Consider the following 16509-nt stretch of genomic DNA (forward strand, 5'->3'; position numbering starts at 1 on the left):
AGGCGCCCCACCAGCAGCCCGAAAACCCCGCCCAACCACCGGCAGACTCCCGACCTCAGGCGCCCCACCCACACACCCGATACCCGCCCAACGCCCTGAAACCAAAGGCTTCAGATCCGCTCCATACCCCGGACGCGCCAGGGAGTGGCCAGGGCCGATATCGCGGTGGCCGTGACCGCCCGACCCGGTCCGCGTTGTGCGCCCATGGTCTCCTCCTCCGATTCGCCAGACTCGTGCACGAGTCTGGCGAAGGTGGGACCTCGACACCTCCCTCCGGTGAGGAATCCACCGACCCGGGAAAGGGAGATCAAAGCACGCTCGGGCAGGTGGTGTCCTCACCAGGGAGCCCACCGCCGAGCAGGTAGGTCTCCACCGCGTTGTCCACGCAGGCGCGGCCGGCCCCGTAGGCGGTGTGGCCGCCGCCCTCGTAGGTGAGTAGGCGAGCGGAGCCGAGCTGCTCGGTCAGCTCCCGCGCCCACGTGTAGGGGGTGGCCGGGTCGCCCAGGGTGCCTACGACCAGGATCGGCGGGGCCATCGGGGCGCTGATCCCGGTAGGCGTCGCCTCGGTGTCGGGCCAGGTGGCGCAGGGCAGCATCCGCCACACCTCGGTTCCCCCGAAGAGCGGTGAGGCGGCCTCGGCCTCACGAGCGCCTTGGAGATAGTCGTCGATGTCGGTGGGTCGGGGGTGGTCGGCGCAGCGCACGGCGATGTGCGCGGCCTCGTCCGCGCCGGGTGGCGTGTCGGCGTCGTCGCCGCGCAGGCTCGACAGGTAGTCGGTGACGAACCCGTCGCGTTCGTCGCCGGCCAGGCCGGCGAGCAACAGGGCGGTGCCCGGCCACAGCTGTTCGGTGTGCAGCGAGCCGCGCAGCAGGTCCAGCAGGGCGTACCGGTCCAGGTCACGGCCATCCACGCGCAACGGTTCGGTGTCGAGGCCGTCCAGGAGGGTCGCCAGCTCCTCGGACGCGGTCTCCATGCCGGCGAACGGACATTCCGGGGCACTGTCCAAGCAGTAGGCCATGAACGCCTCCCAGGAGGTCTGAAGCCCTGCGGTCTGTTCGACGGTGCCGGTGATCAGGTCGTCGTCGATCGCAACCGCCCCGTCCAGGACCAGCGCGCCGGAGCGTTCGGGATACATCTCGGCGTACAGGGCACCGATGGAGGTGCCGTAGGAGTAGCCGACGTAGTCCAGCCGTTCCTCGCCCAGAGCGTCACGCATCAGGTCGAGGTCGCGGACGACGTTCACGGTGCCCATGTTGAAGAGGAAGTCCTCACCCACCGCGTCGACGCAACCGGTGGTGAAGGCGTGCGCGACCCTCTGCAACTTCTCCAGGGCTCGGTCGGGCAGGTCGTCGGGGTCCATGCCACGGATCCGGGCCAGGAGACCGTCCAGGTCGGCGTGGCCTCGGCAGGTGAATCCGCCACTGTCGCCCACCCCTCGGGGGTCGAAGGAGACCAGGTCGAAGTTCTCCCGCACACCGCGACCCAGGGGCAGGGCGCCGGCGAGGAAGGTGTCGATCCCGGAGACACCCGGACCGCCGAAGTCGAATACGAGCGAACCCCGGCTCACGCCTTGGGCGGGTTGGCGGATCAGCGCCAGTTCGAGGAGTTCGCCCTCGGGGTCACCGTGGTCGACGGGGACGGTGACGCTGCCGCACTCCAGGCGGGCGCGCCAGTCCGGGTCGCCCTCGGTCGGTCCGGCCTCGGCGAGTTCGTCCTGTTCGAGGCAGGGTTCCCATTCGATGTGCTGTCCGTGGAAGGGGTGGGGGCCGTCCTTGACGTCGGCGAAGACCACTCCGGGGACGAGGACCAGGGCCGTCACCAGGGCCCCCAGCCCTCGTCCTATTCCACGCACACGCACGCCCGACCTCACTCCTCGTAGTGGAACCACTGGGTTCCCATACTCTGAGTGATCGAGGTCGGGCGTGCGGTGAACATGCCGATCAACCGGTCAACAGTGGCTTTACCCGGCTATTCCGGAAGGCAGGAGTGGTCGCTTTCCGGGACCACGCCCTCCAGGAGATAGGTGTCGATCACCTCGTCCACGCACTCGTTGGCGTCGAATCCGTACACTCCGTGTCCGGCGCCCTCGTAGGTGACCAGCGTGGCGCTGTCCAGCTGGTCGGCCAGGCGCCGCGACCACTCGTAGGGGGTGGCGGGATCCCCTTCCGTGCCGACCACCACGATCGGCGGGGCGTCGGAGGCGGAGAACCCGGAGAGGCGTTCGACGGGCTCGACCCAGTGCGAGCACATCATCCACGGCCACACCATGGTGGAGCCGAACAGCGGCGAGGCCTCGTAGGCGGCCTCGGACGCCTCCCGGTAGGTGTCGAGGTCGGTGCCCGCCTCGGAGTCGGCGCATTCCACGGCGAGCTGGGCGGCGCTCTGGTTCTCCTCGGCTTCCTCCTCGACCATGAACAGGAAGAACATCCAGTACAGGCCGCTCAGCTGGTAGACGGCCTCGGAGAGGTCACCCTGGTTCAGTGCGACCAGCGACGCCTCCAGGTCGGGCCACACCCACTCCTGGTACATGGATTGCATGACGATTCCGATCAGGGCGTCACCATCGATGACGACCTCCTCGTCGTGCCACTCCGGGTCGTCGATGACGATCGGGTCATCGTCCAGGCCTCGAGCCAGGGCGGTCATCGTCTCGGTGGAGCCCTCCGGGTCGTCGAAGGGACAGTCCGAGCACTGTTCGACGAACCTCTCCCAGGTCTCCTGGAAGCCCTCGGTCTGCTCGACGGCCATCCGCAGCAGGTCGATCTCCCCGTCCACCGCACCGTCCAGGACCATACCGCCGACGTTGTCGGGGTACAGCTCGGCGTACAGGGCGCCCAGGTGGGTGCCGTAGGAGTAGCCCACGTAGTGGAGTTCGTCCTCGTCCAGGTTCTCCCGGATCAGGTCCATGTCACGGGCGACGTTGACGGTGCCCATGTTCGCGAGGAAGTCCGCAGCGATCTCATCGACGCATTCTTCGGCGACCTCCTGTGCGATCTCGTCCATCTCGACGAGGTCGTCCTCGGCGATGTCGGCCGGGTCGGTGTCCCAGCTCAAGTACTCCTCCCAAGGGCCTTCCTCGTCCGAGTGGTCCTCCCCACAGGAGATCGGGGTGCTGTCCCCGATTCCGCGCGGGTCGAAGGAGACCAGGTCGAAGGAGTCCCTGATGTCGGAGGTGAACAACTCACCGGTGAGCATCTCCAGGCCGCTGCCCCCGGGACCGCCCGGGTTGATCACCAGGGAGCCTTGGCGGTCCTCGGCCCCTCCCTCGGCAGGCCGGCGCACCAGAGCCAGCCGGACGTCCTCACCGTCGGGGTCGGTGTAGTCGAGGGGGACGTTCATGAGGGTGCATTCCAGGCTCTCCAGCCACTTCTCCTCGGCACCCCATTCGAGAAGCTCCTCGACCTCGTTCGCGTCGTGGCAGTCCTTCCAGGACAACTGCTGGTTGTCGAATCGTTCCAGGCTCGGGTCCGTGTCCTCGATCGAGGCATCGGCCTGTAGGGGTTCCTCCTCGGAGGTGCATCCGACCACCAGTAGCAGGGACAGCGCTACGGAGGTGGAGGTCGGAGCGGGTACGTACCGCACGTGGCGGCTCCGTTCTAGCAAGGGGATGGGGGATGGGGGTGGGGTCGAAACCAACCGTTGGGACGGACGGGCCGCCTCAGAGGTTGCCTACTCATAGGTAACAAATACGACAAACCACTCAACCGGCCGGGCTCACAGCAGACCGACGTCGGTCTCCAACAACGCCGGCGGCACCGAAGGGTCGACCTCCACCACCAGCGGTCGAGTGGGGTCGCCGAACCGGATCCCCTGGTCCCCGACACCTTCGGAGGTACTCTCGGCGATCCAGTCCACCAGCTCACCGGCCCGGGTCACGTCGCGGCCGGGGCGGGTCAGCGCCAGCAGGGTCCCGGCCACGTCGCAGCGCACGCTCAGGTGCGTGGTCGCGGCGAACACGCTCTGCGCCCATCCGCCGGGGCTCACCTCACGACGCGGACCGTCAGGGGTTCTGCGCCGGCGCCAGGCGGGGGCGGCCAGACCCACCGCCCGATCATCGAAGGCCAACACCAGGGAGGGCCGCTCTCGCGCGGTGAGGAAGGCCGATCCGTCGGCCAGGGAGGGATCCCACCAGACCCGGCAGGGACCCGAGGCGGCCTTGGAGAGTCCGCGCGCGACCAGGTCCAGCAGTTCCACCTCGACCTCGTCGAGCGCAGGCCCCTCGACCACCTCGGTCAGGTCCGACGCAAGGGGTTCGTAACCGCTGAGCACCAACGACCAGTCCGGTCCGGCACGTCCGCACAGTCGGTGCCGGCCATGGCGCAGGCACACCACGGACCGGTCGCGGGCCAGCTGGTAGGTGGCGCAGGCCCCGCCGTTGAGGGCGGCCTTGGTCAGTCCCAGGCTCATCGCCTTGGTCCCGGTGGTGAAGTCCACGACCACGGAACGCTCCCCGTCGCGTTCACGGACGATCCACTCCCCCACCGTCGCCGCGACCGCGTCGGGGTCGAAGCCGTTCACCGGGTCGGCGGCCAGACGCACCCGGTCGCGGTACCCCTCGGCGCGCAGGGTGTCGGCGTCGGCGGTGGGCAGACCGGGGTTCTCGACCGCGTACAGGGTGCGGGCGGCGGCCTCGCGCACGTTGGCGCGCAGGCTCTGTTTGGAGGGCAGTACCAGTGCGCGGGAGGGCCGGTGGGCGTGCAGCGCGGTCAACGCGCCCAGGCGGCTGCCGCCCAGCGGGGTGACCAGGAGCGGGCCCTGTTCCGGGCCCGGGTGGTCGGATGGTCCCGGGGCCGGGTCCAGGGGTACGGGTGTGGCCGGCACCGTTCCGCGTCCGCTGTCCAGGGCCGGCAGGAAGGCCCCGCACAGGGCGTCGAAGGAGGTCACCCGCTCCAGGAAGGCGTCTGCGTGCCACACGTGCACGTTGCGGGCGGACAGGGCCGGGTTGTAGGCGGTGATGCGTTCGCGCAGGTCGTCCACGACCGGCCCGGTGTAGACGAACAGGACCTGGGTCGCCCCACCGAAAACCCGACGCGACTTGGCGATCGTCCACCCGGCCCGGGCGATCACGTCCTCGGCGCGGCTCTTGACCTCCACGCACAGGACCCGGTGGCGGTGGCGCAGCAGCGCGTCGAAATCGGCGATGGAACCACCGGACCGGTAGGGGTCGGCCACCCGGCGCGCGCCCAGCACCTCGGTGTCGGGTCTGCCACCGGTGAGTCGGCGCAGGTGGGCCAGGACGCGTCCCTCCGCTATGACGCCGTTGAGTTCGCCGTCGGGCAGCCGTGGATAGGTCTCGCGTAGCGCTACCTCTCCGCCGGCGAGGTAGCGGCGCACCGGCGCGGGGTCGCGGCGTTGCTCCCAATGGGCTCCGTGGATCGCGGCCAGGGTCGCCAGGTCCACCCCGAGTCGTCCGGGCGGGTCGCTGTGGGGATCGAGGTAGTGGCGTAGCCGGTGCGCCCGGGAGGAGAGGGAGCGTTCGTGGTGCAGGGCCGCCACCACGCTCATGACCTTGGTTCCACCGGTGTAGTCCAGGTGCCAGGGGCGTCCGGCGAGCGCCTCGCGAACCCGGTCCAGGAGCGTGGTGACCGCTTCGGGATCATGCGGGTCCGGGCCGACGCTGAGGACGCGTACGAGGCGCTTCTCGCGCAGTCGCTCCACCGCCTCGGCGACCCGTCGCGCCACGGGCACCGTGCCATCGCTACAGACCAGGAACAGGTGGTCGACGGGGAGGGTCAGCGAGGCCAACAGGGCGGGAGTGGGGTTCTGCCCCACGAGGACGACGGCTGCGCGGGGTTCGTCCACGTTGTCCTCTCTCATTCTCAGGCGACCGTTTCCACCACTTCCCCATTCCTCGCGGATTCGGACATGATGACGAAAGAACGGCAGGCGGTCACCACCCCCTTGCTGTCCCGCACCAGGTCGGAGGGGACCAGGAGGTCGCAGCGCTCGGGGTGCGCGGAGCCGACCACGGAAGAGACGATGTACCAGACACCTTCCTCGGGGTCGGGAAGGTTTGCGGCACGGGTGCGTTCCTCGGACAGGAGGGGGATCCCGTCGATCTCCCGTAGTGGTACCCGGTCGGTCTCGACCCTAGCGGGGCGTGGCGCGCTCTTCCAGGTGCGGATCACCCGCGCCTGCGCATCGATCACTCTTACCTCATGCGGCGTCAGGTTGACCACCCTCATACGTCGGACCTCCCGTTTCCTCTCGCCGACGTGCCTGTTCCAAGGTCTTCACCGCAGTCTCTCGGACACATGCGGCCGGGTGCTCCGCCACTCCTCCTGGGTTTTTTGAGACGGGTGTTTTCTCCTGACCGATTTCATAACAAGAATATGATTCGTCTCTTCAGGGGGCGATCGTCGTCAATTGACTTTCCTCACGTAGAAGCCCTATTTTGTTGTACGACCTCCCGTTGACGCAGGAGTGTCATCAGCTCGCTCTCGACTCACACGCGTTTCCCCGGAAGGGCTGGGGAAGCGTCCCGGCCCCGGACGATCCGGGGAGAAGAGTTCGTGAGCAAGCACCACTGCTCCGCCTGGGAGTTGTACGGGTCGACCACCTTCCTTCGCGTGTTCACCCGCGCGCTGGGGTGTGGCCCCTGCTCCACAGACGGAACCGCTCAGGGCTGCGCCGGCCACACCGAGCAGTTCTGGGACTACATCGACCTGTGCGTCGAGCACTGCCCGTGCCCCGAGCACGGCGGCGACCCGCACGGGGTGGTCGCCATGCGCATGACCCGTGCCCTGCCCACGCCCACCGGGGTGGACCGCATCGCCGCGCACCGGTTGCGCGACGCCTTGGACGACGTACGCCGCGACCGCTCCTACAAGAACCTGCGCCGGGTGTACCCGAGCCCCGCACCCAACGGCAGGGACCGCAGCGCCTTCTCCGAACGCCCCCGCCGGTGGGCCCAGCGCCGCGACGTGTCCCGGGTCGCCACCGACGTGGTCGAGCAGGAGGCCCTGGCCATGCTGGTACTCACCGCAGGTCGGGGCAACCCGGCCGCCGACCTGCCCGAGGACATCTCCCCCGGCGAATCCGTCTCCTTCACCGAGGACGGCAGCGCCGTGCCCGTGGCCGACCTGTACGGGCGCCGGCTGGGCACCGCGTGCGAACCACCCATGGTCTCCACCGCCACCGGCGACTACCTGCTGCGCAAGATGACCGAGCTCGCCTCTGGCAGGGACGCCGACCCCGCGCGCACCCCCGACCAGCGCCGCCGTCTCCTGCTGCGCGGGCTCCTGCCCGAGATCACCGGCGAGGACCTGGCCCGCCGGCTCACCGACGTCCTGTCCCGGATGGCCGCGCTCATGCCCACCCACTTCACCCTGGTTCAGCAGGCCCGAGGACGCGCGCGCAGCGCCCCCTACAACCCGGTCCCGGAACCGGCACCGGACGACGAGGAGGTACCGAGACGGGAGGTCCTGGCCGATCACGAACGCCGCTGGCTGCTCTGGTTGGGTCGGGAACTGGCCGCCGAGGCCCACGGCCATCGGACGGCCTTCGGGGCCGACCCGCAGGGCACACTCGAAGCCCTGCTCGGCCGACTGTTGAGGACCGGGCCCGCGGTCCCCGAACGCTGGAGCGAGGCCCAGGACGACCCCGACCTGCGAGCCGACCTGTTGGACGCCCTGACCGAGGCGATCGTCTTCGGTGACCGATCCCGCTGAGCGAAGCGGTCAGGTCCCCCGCAATCGGAACCGGTCCACCAGTGGCGGCAGGACCGGGTACTCCGCGAAGTGGCGCAACGACATGACCGCGGTCTCCTCCGGGGGCAGCCGATGTCGCCAGCGGGTGGCCAGACACACGTCGACGGCCTGGTCCACCTCGCGCCAGCGCTCGGCCCGGGCGGGCCCGGGAAGCCGGTGGCCGACCAGGGCGACGGAGAAGGCGTCCAAGAACGACCGGACCCGCTCGTGGTCGGCGCGCGCCACACCGGCTTCGGGACGCAGGGACAGGTCGGCGGCGCGGGCTCCCCGATCCACCAGGTACAGCTCGGGGCGCAGGTGGACGCTGCCCATCCCCAGCGACTTGCCCATCCCGACCTTGTGCGCGTGTTCGGGGTCGGTCGGGTCACCGCCGTCCACCGGGTTGTCCAGCAGCAGCGCCCGCATCAGCGCGCCGAGTTCGGCGTCGGTGAGGTTGGTGAAGGTGACCCGAGAGCGCAACACCAGTCCTTCGCGCAGCGGCACGATGTCGCGTTGGGTATCGCGCGGTGGCGGAGCGGACCCGTCGATGGGCACCACCTCCACGTCGAGTTCCTCCTGGGCGCGTTCATCGTAGGGGTGCGGACCAGCGGTGGGCCGGTGTCGGTGCAGGTAGACCTTATAGCCACCCAGTCGCACGTCCCCCTCGTGCGACCAGGTGACGACGTCGGGCCGGTCCCCCGAGGCGGCGTCGGGACCCTGCACCAGGTAGTTGGCGAAACAGCCGCGTTGGGGGGACAACAGCCGCACCCGAAGCGCGGCCAGGGCGACGTCCGCGTCGGTGTCGTTGTCCTCGGCGACGGCGTTGCCGAACTCGATCCGACCCTTGAGCGCCCCGGCCTCCCCCGCGAACACGTCGGTGTCACCGAACATCGCGCGACACACGTCCACGGTGCGCCCGGCCCGGTCCGAACGACGGGGCTCACCGTGTTGGGGGCCCAGCACGTCCGCCGGGACGGCCCGACGGACGGGGTCCTCGTCGCCCACGGCGACGCGGTAGCCGCCCGAACGCCCGAAGGAGACCACCCGACCGGACGCGTCCACGTCGAACCACACCGGTTCCAGGCTCTGCCGGGGCAATCCACCGCCCGGGGTCCCCGCCACCGGGGGCCGGCCCGGATCTCCACCGCTCGCGGAGAGGGTGTCGGGGAAGGCGGCCCGTTGGTAGCCGGTGATCTGCTCGGCCGACTCGAACAGGTCCACCAGGGATTCCGGGACGGGGTGGCGGCCCCCGCGCAGGTCCGGTGGACGGGGGAAGAGGTAGGCGTTGCGTCGCTCTCCCGCCGCCGCGCCGGTCAGCACCAGCAGCGCCCGGATCACGCCGCCCCCGGACGCGTCCGCCGCCGGGTGGGCGCGGGCGTCCTTCTCGGTGGGGGCCACTGCGACCACGCCCCGCCCATGGTGGACCGCGTACACCCAGCGATGCTGCAACCGACCGTGCTGTTCGTGGGCGGTGGGCACGTAGCCCGCGCCACGTGGCGGATCGGGGAACTTCTCCACCCCGAAGTCCCAGGTGGCCACGCTCTCGCGCAGCACGTCGAAGGAAACCTTGAGCGCCCGCCCGCCCGAGGGCTCCGGCGCGGTCGCCGGAAGCTCCACGACGTACCAGAGTTCGTCCTCCGGCGACCGGTACATGAACCCCTGGGCGGTGCGCAGTCCGGTACGACGTTCGCGGTAGTGGGCGTGTTGGCGGGCCATCACATGACGGGCCCGGGTGGACAGCGAACTGTCGGTGTTGTCGGGATCGATGCGCACCGGGGCTCGGAAGAACAGCATGGGGGTGTTGACCGGCCCGGTCTCGCCGCCGGTGAGCATGCGTACGGTGTTGCGGACCAGGCCGCGCAGGGACGTGCCGGGCACGGTCGGCAGCGCCCGCTCACCACAGGGGAGCCGGAGGGAGCGGGCCACCCCGCCGCCGCGCCGGGTCTGCCCGACGAACGTGGGGGTCAGCGTGGTCAGCGTCAGGTCGATCCAGCCGGTGTGCGTGCCGGGGACGGTGCGGTCGTGCGATCGCAGGAGCGCGTCGGTGTCGAGACCGGCGTGCAGGGTCGTGGCGGGCACCGGTTCGTCGGCCAGACGGACCAGCCCGTAGGGCGCCGTGGCCCGGTGCCGGGGCTCCGGCCCTACCTTGGCCATCCGGGACGCCAGGTCTCGGGGATCCGCCATCAGCGTTCCTCGACCAGGTCCCCGGTGCCCACCTCGAACTCCGGACCGGTGGGTTTGGTCCCGGCGCACATTCCGGTGAGCCGGTGGAAGGCCACTCCCACCGCTCCGGTGGCGGGGTCGGCGGCCCAGTACTCTCGTACGGTCAGCCAGGTCCCGGTGCTCTCCAGGGCGCTGCGGCCCGGCGCCGACAAAGGGCGCGGTCGGCCGGAGAAGTCGGTCCAGGGCACGGGCAGGACCGCTTCGGTGCCCGAGGGTTCTCGGGTGACCGTCATCGGCACCTCCCCACCCAGGACGCTCCGGTGTTCGGTGCCGACCCAGCCCTGGAGCAGGAAGGAACGATCGCGGGGGCGCAGCCAATCGGGGAGGTCCCCGACCGCGTCCCTGGCGATCCATCCGGACCCGGCGCCCTCACCCAGGCGGATCTGGGCGTGCGCGGCGAAGACCAGGACCTCCAGGATCCGCCATCGGTCGGCGGCGTCACCGTCGGAGCGTCGCCAACGTTCTCGGGGACAGGCACCGGTGACCCGCCCGTCACCGAACTCGGCCAGGAGCCACTGGGGCCCCGGTGGGGAACCGTCCAGGGTCCGATCCAGCTCGCGACAGCGCACACCGTGGTCGAACACGTCGGACAGGACGGCGTCGATCCGTTCGGGGGTGAGTCGTTCGACGTCGACCCCGACCGGGTCGGGTGGTTCGTGGGCGTGGACGTTCACGGGGTCCCCTCCTCGCTGAGTCGGGTGTGCAGGGCGCGCAGCCGGCCGCGGACGATCTCGCCCTCGGGGCCTTCGGGTTCGTCGAGCGCCGCCATCAGGTCCACGCTGTCCGGCCCGCCCCTCGACCGACCATGGGTGATCAGGTGGGCGCGGGTGACGGTGAGCCGGCCGTTGCCTCCGCCCGCTCCCGCGCCCAGGGTGTCGAGGGGAACGGTGGACAGTTCCCGGACCACCAGGGCGAGCAGTCCGAGCACGGAATCGTCGGGTTCGGGTACGTCCAGGACGACCTCGGCTCCGCCACCGCAGTGCACGTCGCTGGTGAACAGACGGCCGTCCACGGCGTCGCCGAACAGCGAGTCCACGGTCATGCGCGTGGTGGTCAGCGGCGCCCCACCGGCGAGGGTGGGAGTGGCGCGCAGACGGATCCGGGAGGGCCGGGGCGTACCCTGTTCGGCGGGGTCGGCACCCCACCAGTGACCGTGCCATTGTCGCCACCGGCCCGCCGGCGCGCCCAGGTGTTCGGCGGCGTCCCGGGCCAGGCGACCGCCGATCCGTTTGAACAGGGCGAACAAGGCCGTGTCGCCGAGCACCGGCTGTCGGCGCACCTTCCCCTCGTCGGTGACCGTGGGCCGCCACCGGTGGGCGCGGTCGGTCTCGGCGAGCCGATCGGCTTCGGGCACGTCACCGATCATGAGCAGCCCCGGGCGCAACGGTCCGGGCACGAGGGGGTCGGTGCGTTCGGCCACGCGCAGTTCCAGGCGCAATTCGGCCCGATGCCGCGGGTCGGGTCGGGCCGATCGGGCTCCCACGTACGCCGCGGCCGCCTCCCGGCCGTTCTCGCGCAGCCGGGTGTCGAGGAGTTCGGGCAGATCGCGCGGGGGGCCGGTGAGGGCCTCAACGCCCTGGCCCGCCCGTTCTTCCCACGTGCGCGCGTGGAAGTCGAACCACCCGCCCGGGTCGGTGAGGTCGTGCCTGCGTGCGGCCCAGTGGGTGGCGCGGACCGCGCCGTAACCGCGCCCGGTGCGACCACCGATCCGGATACCGGGCCCCTCCCCTGTCAGACCCCGGGTGGCCAGGACCAACAGGGTGAGCAGACGCGCCTCGACGGCGGGATCGGGAACCCATAGACGCAGGTGGCAGGTGAACTCGGTGCCCGCGGGCAGGACCTCCCACTGCCACATGCGCCCCGGGTGCACGGTCCCGGTGGTCGGGTCGACACGGGTGCCCACCCGCACTGTCACGGAGGTGTCGTCGGGCAGGACGGCGTGGGCGTCGTCGAGGTCCAAGGCGCTGGGTATCGGGGCCGCCTCCCCCGCCCCGAAGCCCGAGCTGCCGTCATCGATGCCGAACAGCGAGGTCACGGCCGTCCGATCGGTGCGGGCCAGCAGCTCGTGACGGAGCAGCCCGGCCAGGGTGGTGGCGCGCAGACGCGGCAGGCCGCTGTGCGGGTCACGGTCCAAGGCCAGGTCCACGTCGCTCTCGGCGGCGTGTCGAGGGGTGGCCCGGGCCGCGCCCACATGAGCGTCACCGAGAAGGAGCAGACGGGTGGTGAACTCCCACACCAGACGGTTCACCATGTCCCACCTCCGTCGGAGGTCGTGCTCAGGACCCGGGCTGCCTCCGCCATCCAGGAGGAGACCAACAGCAGGCACAGCCGCGGCGCGGCCTGGCGTTCCCAGGCTTCGGCCCGGGGTGAGAGCCCACTGTCCCGCGCCAGGTCGGGCAGGCCGTCGGGGCGGGCCAGGTCCACGGCGGCCAGCGCGCGGGGGTAGGCCGAGTCCGGCGCGTCGCCGGGGCGGTGGGACCGCCACCACGACACGGCTCTCTCACCTGCGGTCAGATCGCTCAGCCAACGGTGGACGGTGATCCGTCCACTCCGGCCCGAGCGCCTCAGACGGGCCCTTTCCAGGGCGCGCACCGCACGTTCGCGCAGTACCTTGTGCGCCCCCTGCCCTGGGTCCCCGGTCAGGGTGGTGTGCAGGACGGCCAGCGCCTCGTCGGGAGTGCGGTGCGGGTGGGCGACCACTTCGCGCAGCCGACCCAGCAGGCTGGGGGTGAGCGGGGCGAGGGTGGCCGCGGAGGCGCGGGCCAGATCGCGGGCGTGATCACGGACCGGCTGCACGGCGGCGTTCCACAGCAACGCGTCGTACAGGACGGCCAGGTGCGGGTCGGCCGCCGGATCCGGGACGCCGGGTTCGGGCAGGGCCCTGCCGTCGGTCAGGGTCACGGTCCCCGCTCGGCGGGCGGGTATCGGTGTCGAGGGCGGCGCGAACGGTTCGAGGCCGCCCGGCGGGTCCAGGAGAACGAACTGGCCGTACCCGTCCACCGCCCGTTCGCCCAGCGGGTACGCCTCCAGGTCGCGGACCTGGGCGGTGCTCAGTTCCGTGATCGGTCGCAGTCGCACCACCGAACCCGCGGCGGCCGCCCTGCGCTCGGTCATCGGTCCCCGGTAACCGCGGTGGTAGGCGCCCACGAGCACGGACTCGACGTGCGCGGCCACCACCTCGGGTCGAAGACCCGGCAGACGTCGCTCCCAGAGTTCGCGCACCGCGGGTACCAATGCGTGCGGGCGGTGCTGCCCCTGGGCGCCCACCACCATCGCGGGCGAGAGCAACAGCAGGTCGACCTCCTGCCCGGTGTCTCGGGAGCGATCCGCCCGGGGCCAGGCCACCCGATCCGGGGACAAGGGACGGCCGGGGTCCACCGGCCCCACCTCCACCCCGCCATGCGCGCGGGTGCCCCCCGCTCCCAGGGTGAGCGTTCCGCGAGCCGACTCCAGTACCCAAAGGATCCGTTCGGCCAGCGCGCGTAGGAACGCGTGGTCGGGCCCGCTCAGCCGCCATCTGGCCTCGAAGACCTGGCCGGGGTCCAGACTCGTGGTGAAGAACGGCCGTCCCGGTCCGGTCTCCGTGGTCCGCGGTCGACCCAGGTAGCGCTCGGCGGTGGTGCGTACGGTCGCGCGCAGCGACCGGTCCGGGGTGAGGGGGTCGCGCACGGTCTTGTAGGGCAGGCTCGGGTCGTCGGTGCCTCCGGCGAAGGAGTCCACCAGGGCGTCGCCGTCCTTGCCCGGGGTGTACAAGTACGCGGGCGGCGGGTGGGCGACCACCTGTACCCCGGGACGCGCGTGCTGTTCGAGCCGCGGGTGTGCGGGCGAGAAGTGCACGTGTTCGCCACGCGCCACCCACGCGGTGAGTTCCTCGTGCAGACCGGCGCGTGCCAGCGCGGCGGCGAGCATGCCCCGTTGGGCCCGCCCGCTCAGCACCGGGTCGGTGCTGAGCGGGTCGAAGGAGGTGCGGACGGTGACCGAATCGGTGAGGACGTACCGCAAAGGCAGGTAGGCCACGACCGGGTGGCTCATGGTCGGGACCCCCCTCCACGGTCCGGTGCCCCGGCCATCCGCAGGGTGGTGGCGTGCGGGTCGATGTCGCCCGGCGTGGACAGTCGCACGTCGACCCGGCCGCGTCCCCGGGTGGCCTTGAGCCCGATCTGGTCGGTGGCCAGGCACGCCATGGCCAAGCAGCGCCACTCGTCCGTTCCCGCAGGCATGGACCAGGTCAGGGCGGAGACCAGGGTCAGTCCCGGGAGCAGGACCCGGTTGGTGCGCAACCGCCCCGTCTCGGGGGCGCCGTCGGGGCCGACCTCCACCCCCGACTCCAGAGTGGTGTAGGCACTGGTGACGGCGCGCCGCAGGGTGGAACGCAGGGGTCGGGCGCGGCCCGCCAAGGCGTGGGCGACCGCGGCGCGCACGGGGTCGCCGGTGACCGCGTGGCCCACTCTCAGGATCCGATCCGGGCCGTGCGAGCGCCCCTTGCCGAAGACCCGGTCCACCACCTCGCCCAGTTCGGGGGCGACGGTGAGCGCGTCCAGCGCCCCGGCCCGAAGCCGTGCCGCCAACCGGTGTCGGGGCAGGTGCGGCAGGCCGTGCCCGTCGGTGACCACGTCGGTGTCGGCGCCCGTGCCGTCGGCGCTGGCACCGACGAAAAGGGCCGGGGAGACCAGGCGCACCACGATACGATCCGGTGTGCTCACGAGCGCCCGCCCTCCGGCTCCAGGTACAGGTCCATCACGTCGACGGCGTCCAACAGCTCACCGGTGGTCCACCCCTGGGGCAGGGCGACGGGGCCTCCGGTCACTCGGGCACGGCGGGCCAGTTCGGGGGCGGGGTCGACACCGGACTCCAACAGGGGGACCAGGGAGGAGACCAGCCAGCCACGCCTGCGGCTGTCACCGTCCGCCGGCGGGCCGCCGACACCGTCGCCACCGCCGAGATAACGGTCGAGGAAGCGGGTGAAGCCGGCGCCGCTCATCGGCCGCGCGGTGCGCGGCGGGGTGGCCTCCTGGGCGGCCTCCATCCGGCGCAGGACCCGTTCGACCCCGTCGAATCGGGTCGTCCAGGCCACCGTGTGGTCCTCCGCGGCCTTGGGATCGTGTTCGGCGCGGGCCAGCCGATGCGCCTTGGCGACCCGGCACATCGCCTCGCACAGGTCATACCCCAAGGACAGGGGCGCGCCCACCGGCTGCATCGCGACTCCGACACCGACCGTGGGCACGAAGGTGGTGTGCCCTCCGCCCGGCACCCGACGGCCACCGGTGCCGTAGGCTGCGGCCAGGTCCCGGTGCAGGGCCACCCTCGGGTCGTCGACGTCCTCGATCGGTTCGGGGTCGGTGTCCAACCAGTCCAGGGCGTAGCGCACCAGGGCCAGGGCCAAACGGGCGTCGCACAAGACCGTGAGGTCGTCGCCGGCGACCACGATCGGCCGTACCGGCAACCGCACCGGGCCCCCGGGTTCGTGGTCCAGGGCGATGGGACCGCCCGTTCCCTTCCCCGGAACGTGCGGTGCCTCCCCCGGGGCGGCGTGGACCATGGCGGCCACCGCCCGTACCATCGCTCGGGCCAACCCCCTGGTCAGCCCCGCGATGCGGGTGGACAATCCCCTCTGGGCGAGGGCACCGGATCCGGGCCGGTCGGGGTCGCCCACCAGCTCCCGGTACTCGCCCAGGATCGCTCCCAACCCGTTGACGTCGAGGTGCATCACGGCGACCCGGCTCACTCCCCCGTGGTCGCGGCCGAGCCGGTCCACCTCCATCGGCAACGCCAACTCCGGGGATCCGGTGGCGGTGACCGCGTCCGCCAGCCAGGCGTCGCCGTGCGCCCGGTGCCAACGGCGACCGATGCCACGGGCCCCGGCCACGTCGGCGGACACCCGTTCGTGCACCCGGGTGTGGTCCGAACGACTACTGTCCACCGACTCCGCCGGGGCCCCGCTCACCGAGCACACCGCGGTGATCCCGTATCCGTGCGCGGGGGCGTGCAGCGCGGACATGTGGCGGCGGGCCAGGCGTAGGCGCACCGGCAGCACGGCCAGAGCGGAGTCCAGGTCGGGTTCGGGCTCCCCCTGCCCGTAGGGAACGAACGCCACGACCGGGGTGAGCTCTCCGGCGCGGTCTCGAAGCCTTCTCGTGTAGCGGGAGGTGAAGGTACGCGCGGTCTTCGCGTCCGGCAGCACCACGGTGAGGGCGCCTCCGGCGTCACGCAGGGTCAGACAGTCCTCGGGTACCAGGTCGGCCACCCCGTGACGGGCGTCGGAGGTGTCGGTGAGTTCGGCGACCAGCGCGGCCCGTCCGACCGCGTCCAGGATCCGGCGCCCGCTGTAGACGTAGGCCTGAATGCCCCGCAGGTCCACACCGACCAGGACTCCGTGGGCGGGGGGATCGGCCGGTGGCTCGCGGTGGGCGGGGGCAGGGGGCACCGTGGCGGACTCCTTGTACGTGGATGTCACGACGTCGACGCGTCCTTCGGAGATTCCTCTCGGACGGCGACGCCGACCTCACCACGGATACCAGGAGTCACACCACGGCGTCACCCCGCCGGCCCCATCCGGTCACCGGTGATCGACGCACTGTCCGAGAGACGTCTGGGAGGA

General features: G+C 71.5%; 11 protein-coding genes. 1 reads left to right on the plus strand and 10 read right to left on the minus strand.

The genetic code is table 11. The features are described 5' to 3' along the window. Window positions 1-307: 307 nt before the first annotated feature. The 4 genes from NLI01S_RS16215 to NLI01S_RS16230 form a co-directional block, all read right to left on the minus strand. Window positions 308-1858, minus strand: coding sequence for an alpha/beta hydrolase (locus NLI01S_RS16215; RefSeq protein WP_223809268.1), 1551 nt, complete (start codon window positions 1856-1858; stop codon window positions 308-310). 110 nt (window positions 1859-1968) lie between these two features. Further along, window positions 1969-3582, minus strand: coding sequence for an alpha/beta hydrolase (locus tag NLI01S_RS16220; RefSeq protein ID WP_067605279.1), 1614 nt, complete (start codon window positions 3580-3582; stop codon window positions 1969-1971). Between the two features lie 132 nt (window positions 3583-3714). Beyond that, complete coding sequence (locus tag NLI01S_RS16225) at window positions 3715-5817, minus strand: CRISPR-associated protein (RefSeq protein ID WP_223809269.1); 2103 nt, start codon at window positions 5815-5817, stop codon at window positions 3715-3717. Window positions 5818-5819: 2 nt separating this feature from the next. Further along, on the minus strand, window positions 5820-6185 hold the full coding sequence (locus tag NLI01S_RS16230) for a hypothetical protein (RefSeq protein WP_067605281.1): 366 nt from the start codon (window positions 6183-6185) through the stop codon (window positions 5820-5822). A 327-nt stretch (window positions 6186-6512) separates the two neighbouring features. Between NLI01S_RS16230 and NLI01S_RS16235 the strand changes: the two genes are divergently transcribed. Further along, entirely contained in the window at window positions 6513-7670 is a 1158-nt protein-coding gene (locus NLI01S_RS16235; RefSeq protein WP_067605283.1) for a hypothetical protein, read from the plus strand. A gap of 9 nt (window positions 7671-7679) precedes the next feature. On the opposite strand, the gene NLI01S_RS16240 is transcribed toward NLI01S_RS16235, so the two are convergent. The 6 genes from NLI01S_RS16240 to NLI01S_RS16265 are packed head-to-tail and all read right to left on the minus strand — an operon-like array spanning window position 7680 to window position 16335. Then, a complete protein-coding gene (locus NLI01S_RS16240; protein ID WP_084392654.1) occupies window positions 7680-9872 on the minus strand; it encodes a TIGR03986 family type III CRISPR-associated RAMP protein in 2193 nt (730 codons plus the stop codon). Beyond that, window positions 9872-10585 carry a hypothetical protein gene (locus NLI01S_RS16245; RefSeq protein ID WP_067605285.1) on the minus strand — a complete coding sequence of 238 codons (714 nt, stop codon included), beginning with the start codon at window positions 10583-10585 and terminating at the stop codon, window positions 9872-9874. The genes NLI01S_RS16240 and NLI01S_RS16245 overlap by 1 nt, the downstream gene beginning before the upstream one ends. Then, complete coding sequence (locus NLI01S_RS16250) at window positions 10582-12162, minus strand: RAMP superfamily CRISPR-associated protein (RefSeq protein ID WP_067605287.1); 1581 nt, start codon at window positions 12160-12162, stop codon at window positions 10582-10584. Before NLI01S_RS16250 ends, NLI01S_RS16245 begins: the two co-directional genes overlap by 4 nt. Beyond that, window positions 12156-13943, minus strand: a complete 1788-nt coding sequence (locus tag NLI01S_RS16255) for a type III-B CRISPR module-associated Cmr3 family protein (RefSeq protein WP_067605289.1) — start codon at window positions 13941-13943, stop codon at window positions 12156-12158. Before NLI01S_RS16255 ends, NLI01S_RS16250 begins: the two co-directional genes overlap by 7 nt. Further along, the gene (locus NLI01S_RS16260) at window positions 13940-14614 is read right to left on the minus strand and encodes a hypothetical protein (RefSeq protein ID WP_067605291.1); all 675 of its coding nucleotides are present in this window, start codon (window positions 14612-14614) and stop codon (window positions 13940-13942) included. The genes NLI01S_RS16255 and NLI01S_RS16260 overlap by 4 nt, the downstream gene beginning before the upstream one ends. Beyond that, complete coding sequence (locus NLI01S_RS16265) at window positions 14611-16335, minus strand: hypothetical protein (protein ID WP_067605375.1); 1725 nt, start codon at window positions 16333-16335, stop codon at window positions 14611-14613. The genes NLI01S_RS16260 and NLI01S_RS16265 overlap by 4 nt, the downstream gene beginning before the upstream one ends. Window positions 16336-16509: the final 174 nt, after the last annotated feature.

Origin of the sequence: Nocardiopsis listeri NBRC 13360 (assembly GCF_001570765.1) — a bacterium.
Lineage (GTDB): Bacteria > Actinomycetota > Actinomycetes > Streptosporangiales > Streptosporangiaceae > Nocardiopsis > Nocardiopsis listeri.

Bases quoted from the DNA above. Each gene is read 5' to 3' on its own strand.
- NLI01S_RS16255 (WP_067605289.1), bottom strand. From the start codon at position 13,943: ATGAGCCACCCGGTCGTGGCCTACCTGCCTTTGCGGTACGTCCTCACC.
- NLI01S_RS16240 (WP_084392654.1), bottom strand. From the start codon at position 9,872: ATGGCGGATCCCCGAGACCTGGCGTCCCGGATGGCCAAGGTAGGGCCG.
- NLI01S_RS16250 (WP_067605287.1), bottom strand. From the start codon at position 12,162: ATGGTGAACCGTCTGGTGTGGGAGTTCACCACCCGTCTGCTCCTTCTC.
- NLI01S_RS16230 (WP_067605281.1), bottom strand. From the start codon at position 6,185: ATGAGGGTGGTCAACCTGACGCCGCATGAGGTAAGAGTGATCGATGCG.
- NLI01S_RS16225 (WP_223809269.1), bottom strand. From the start codon at position 5,817: ATGAGAGAGGACAACGTGGACGAACCCCGCGCAGCCGTCGTCCTCGTG.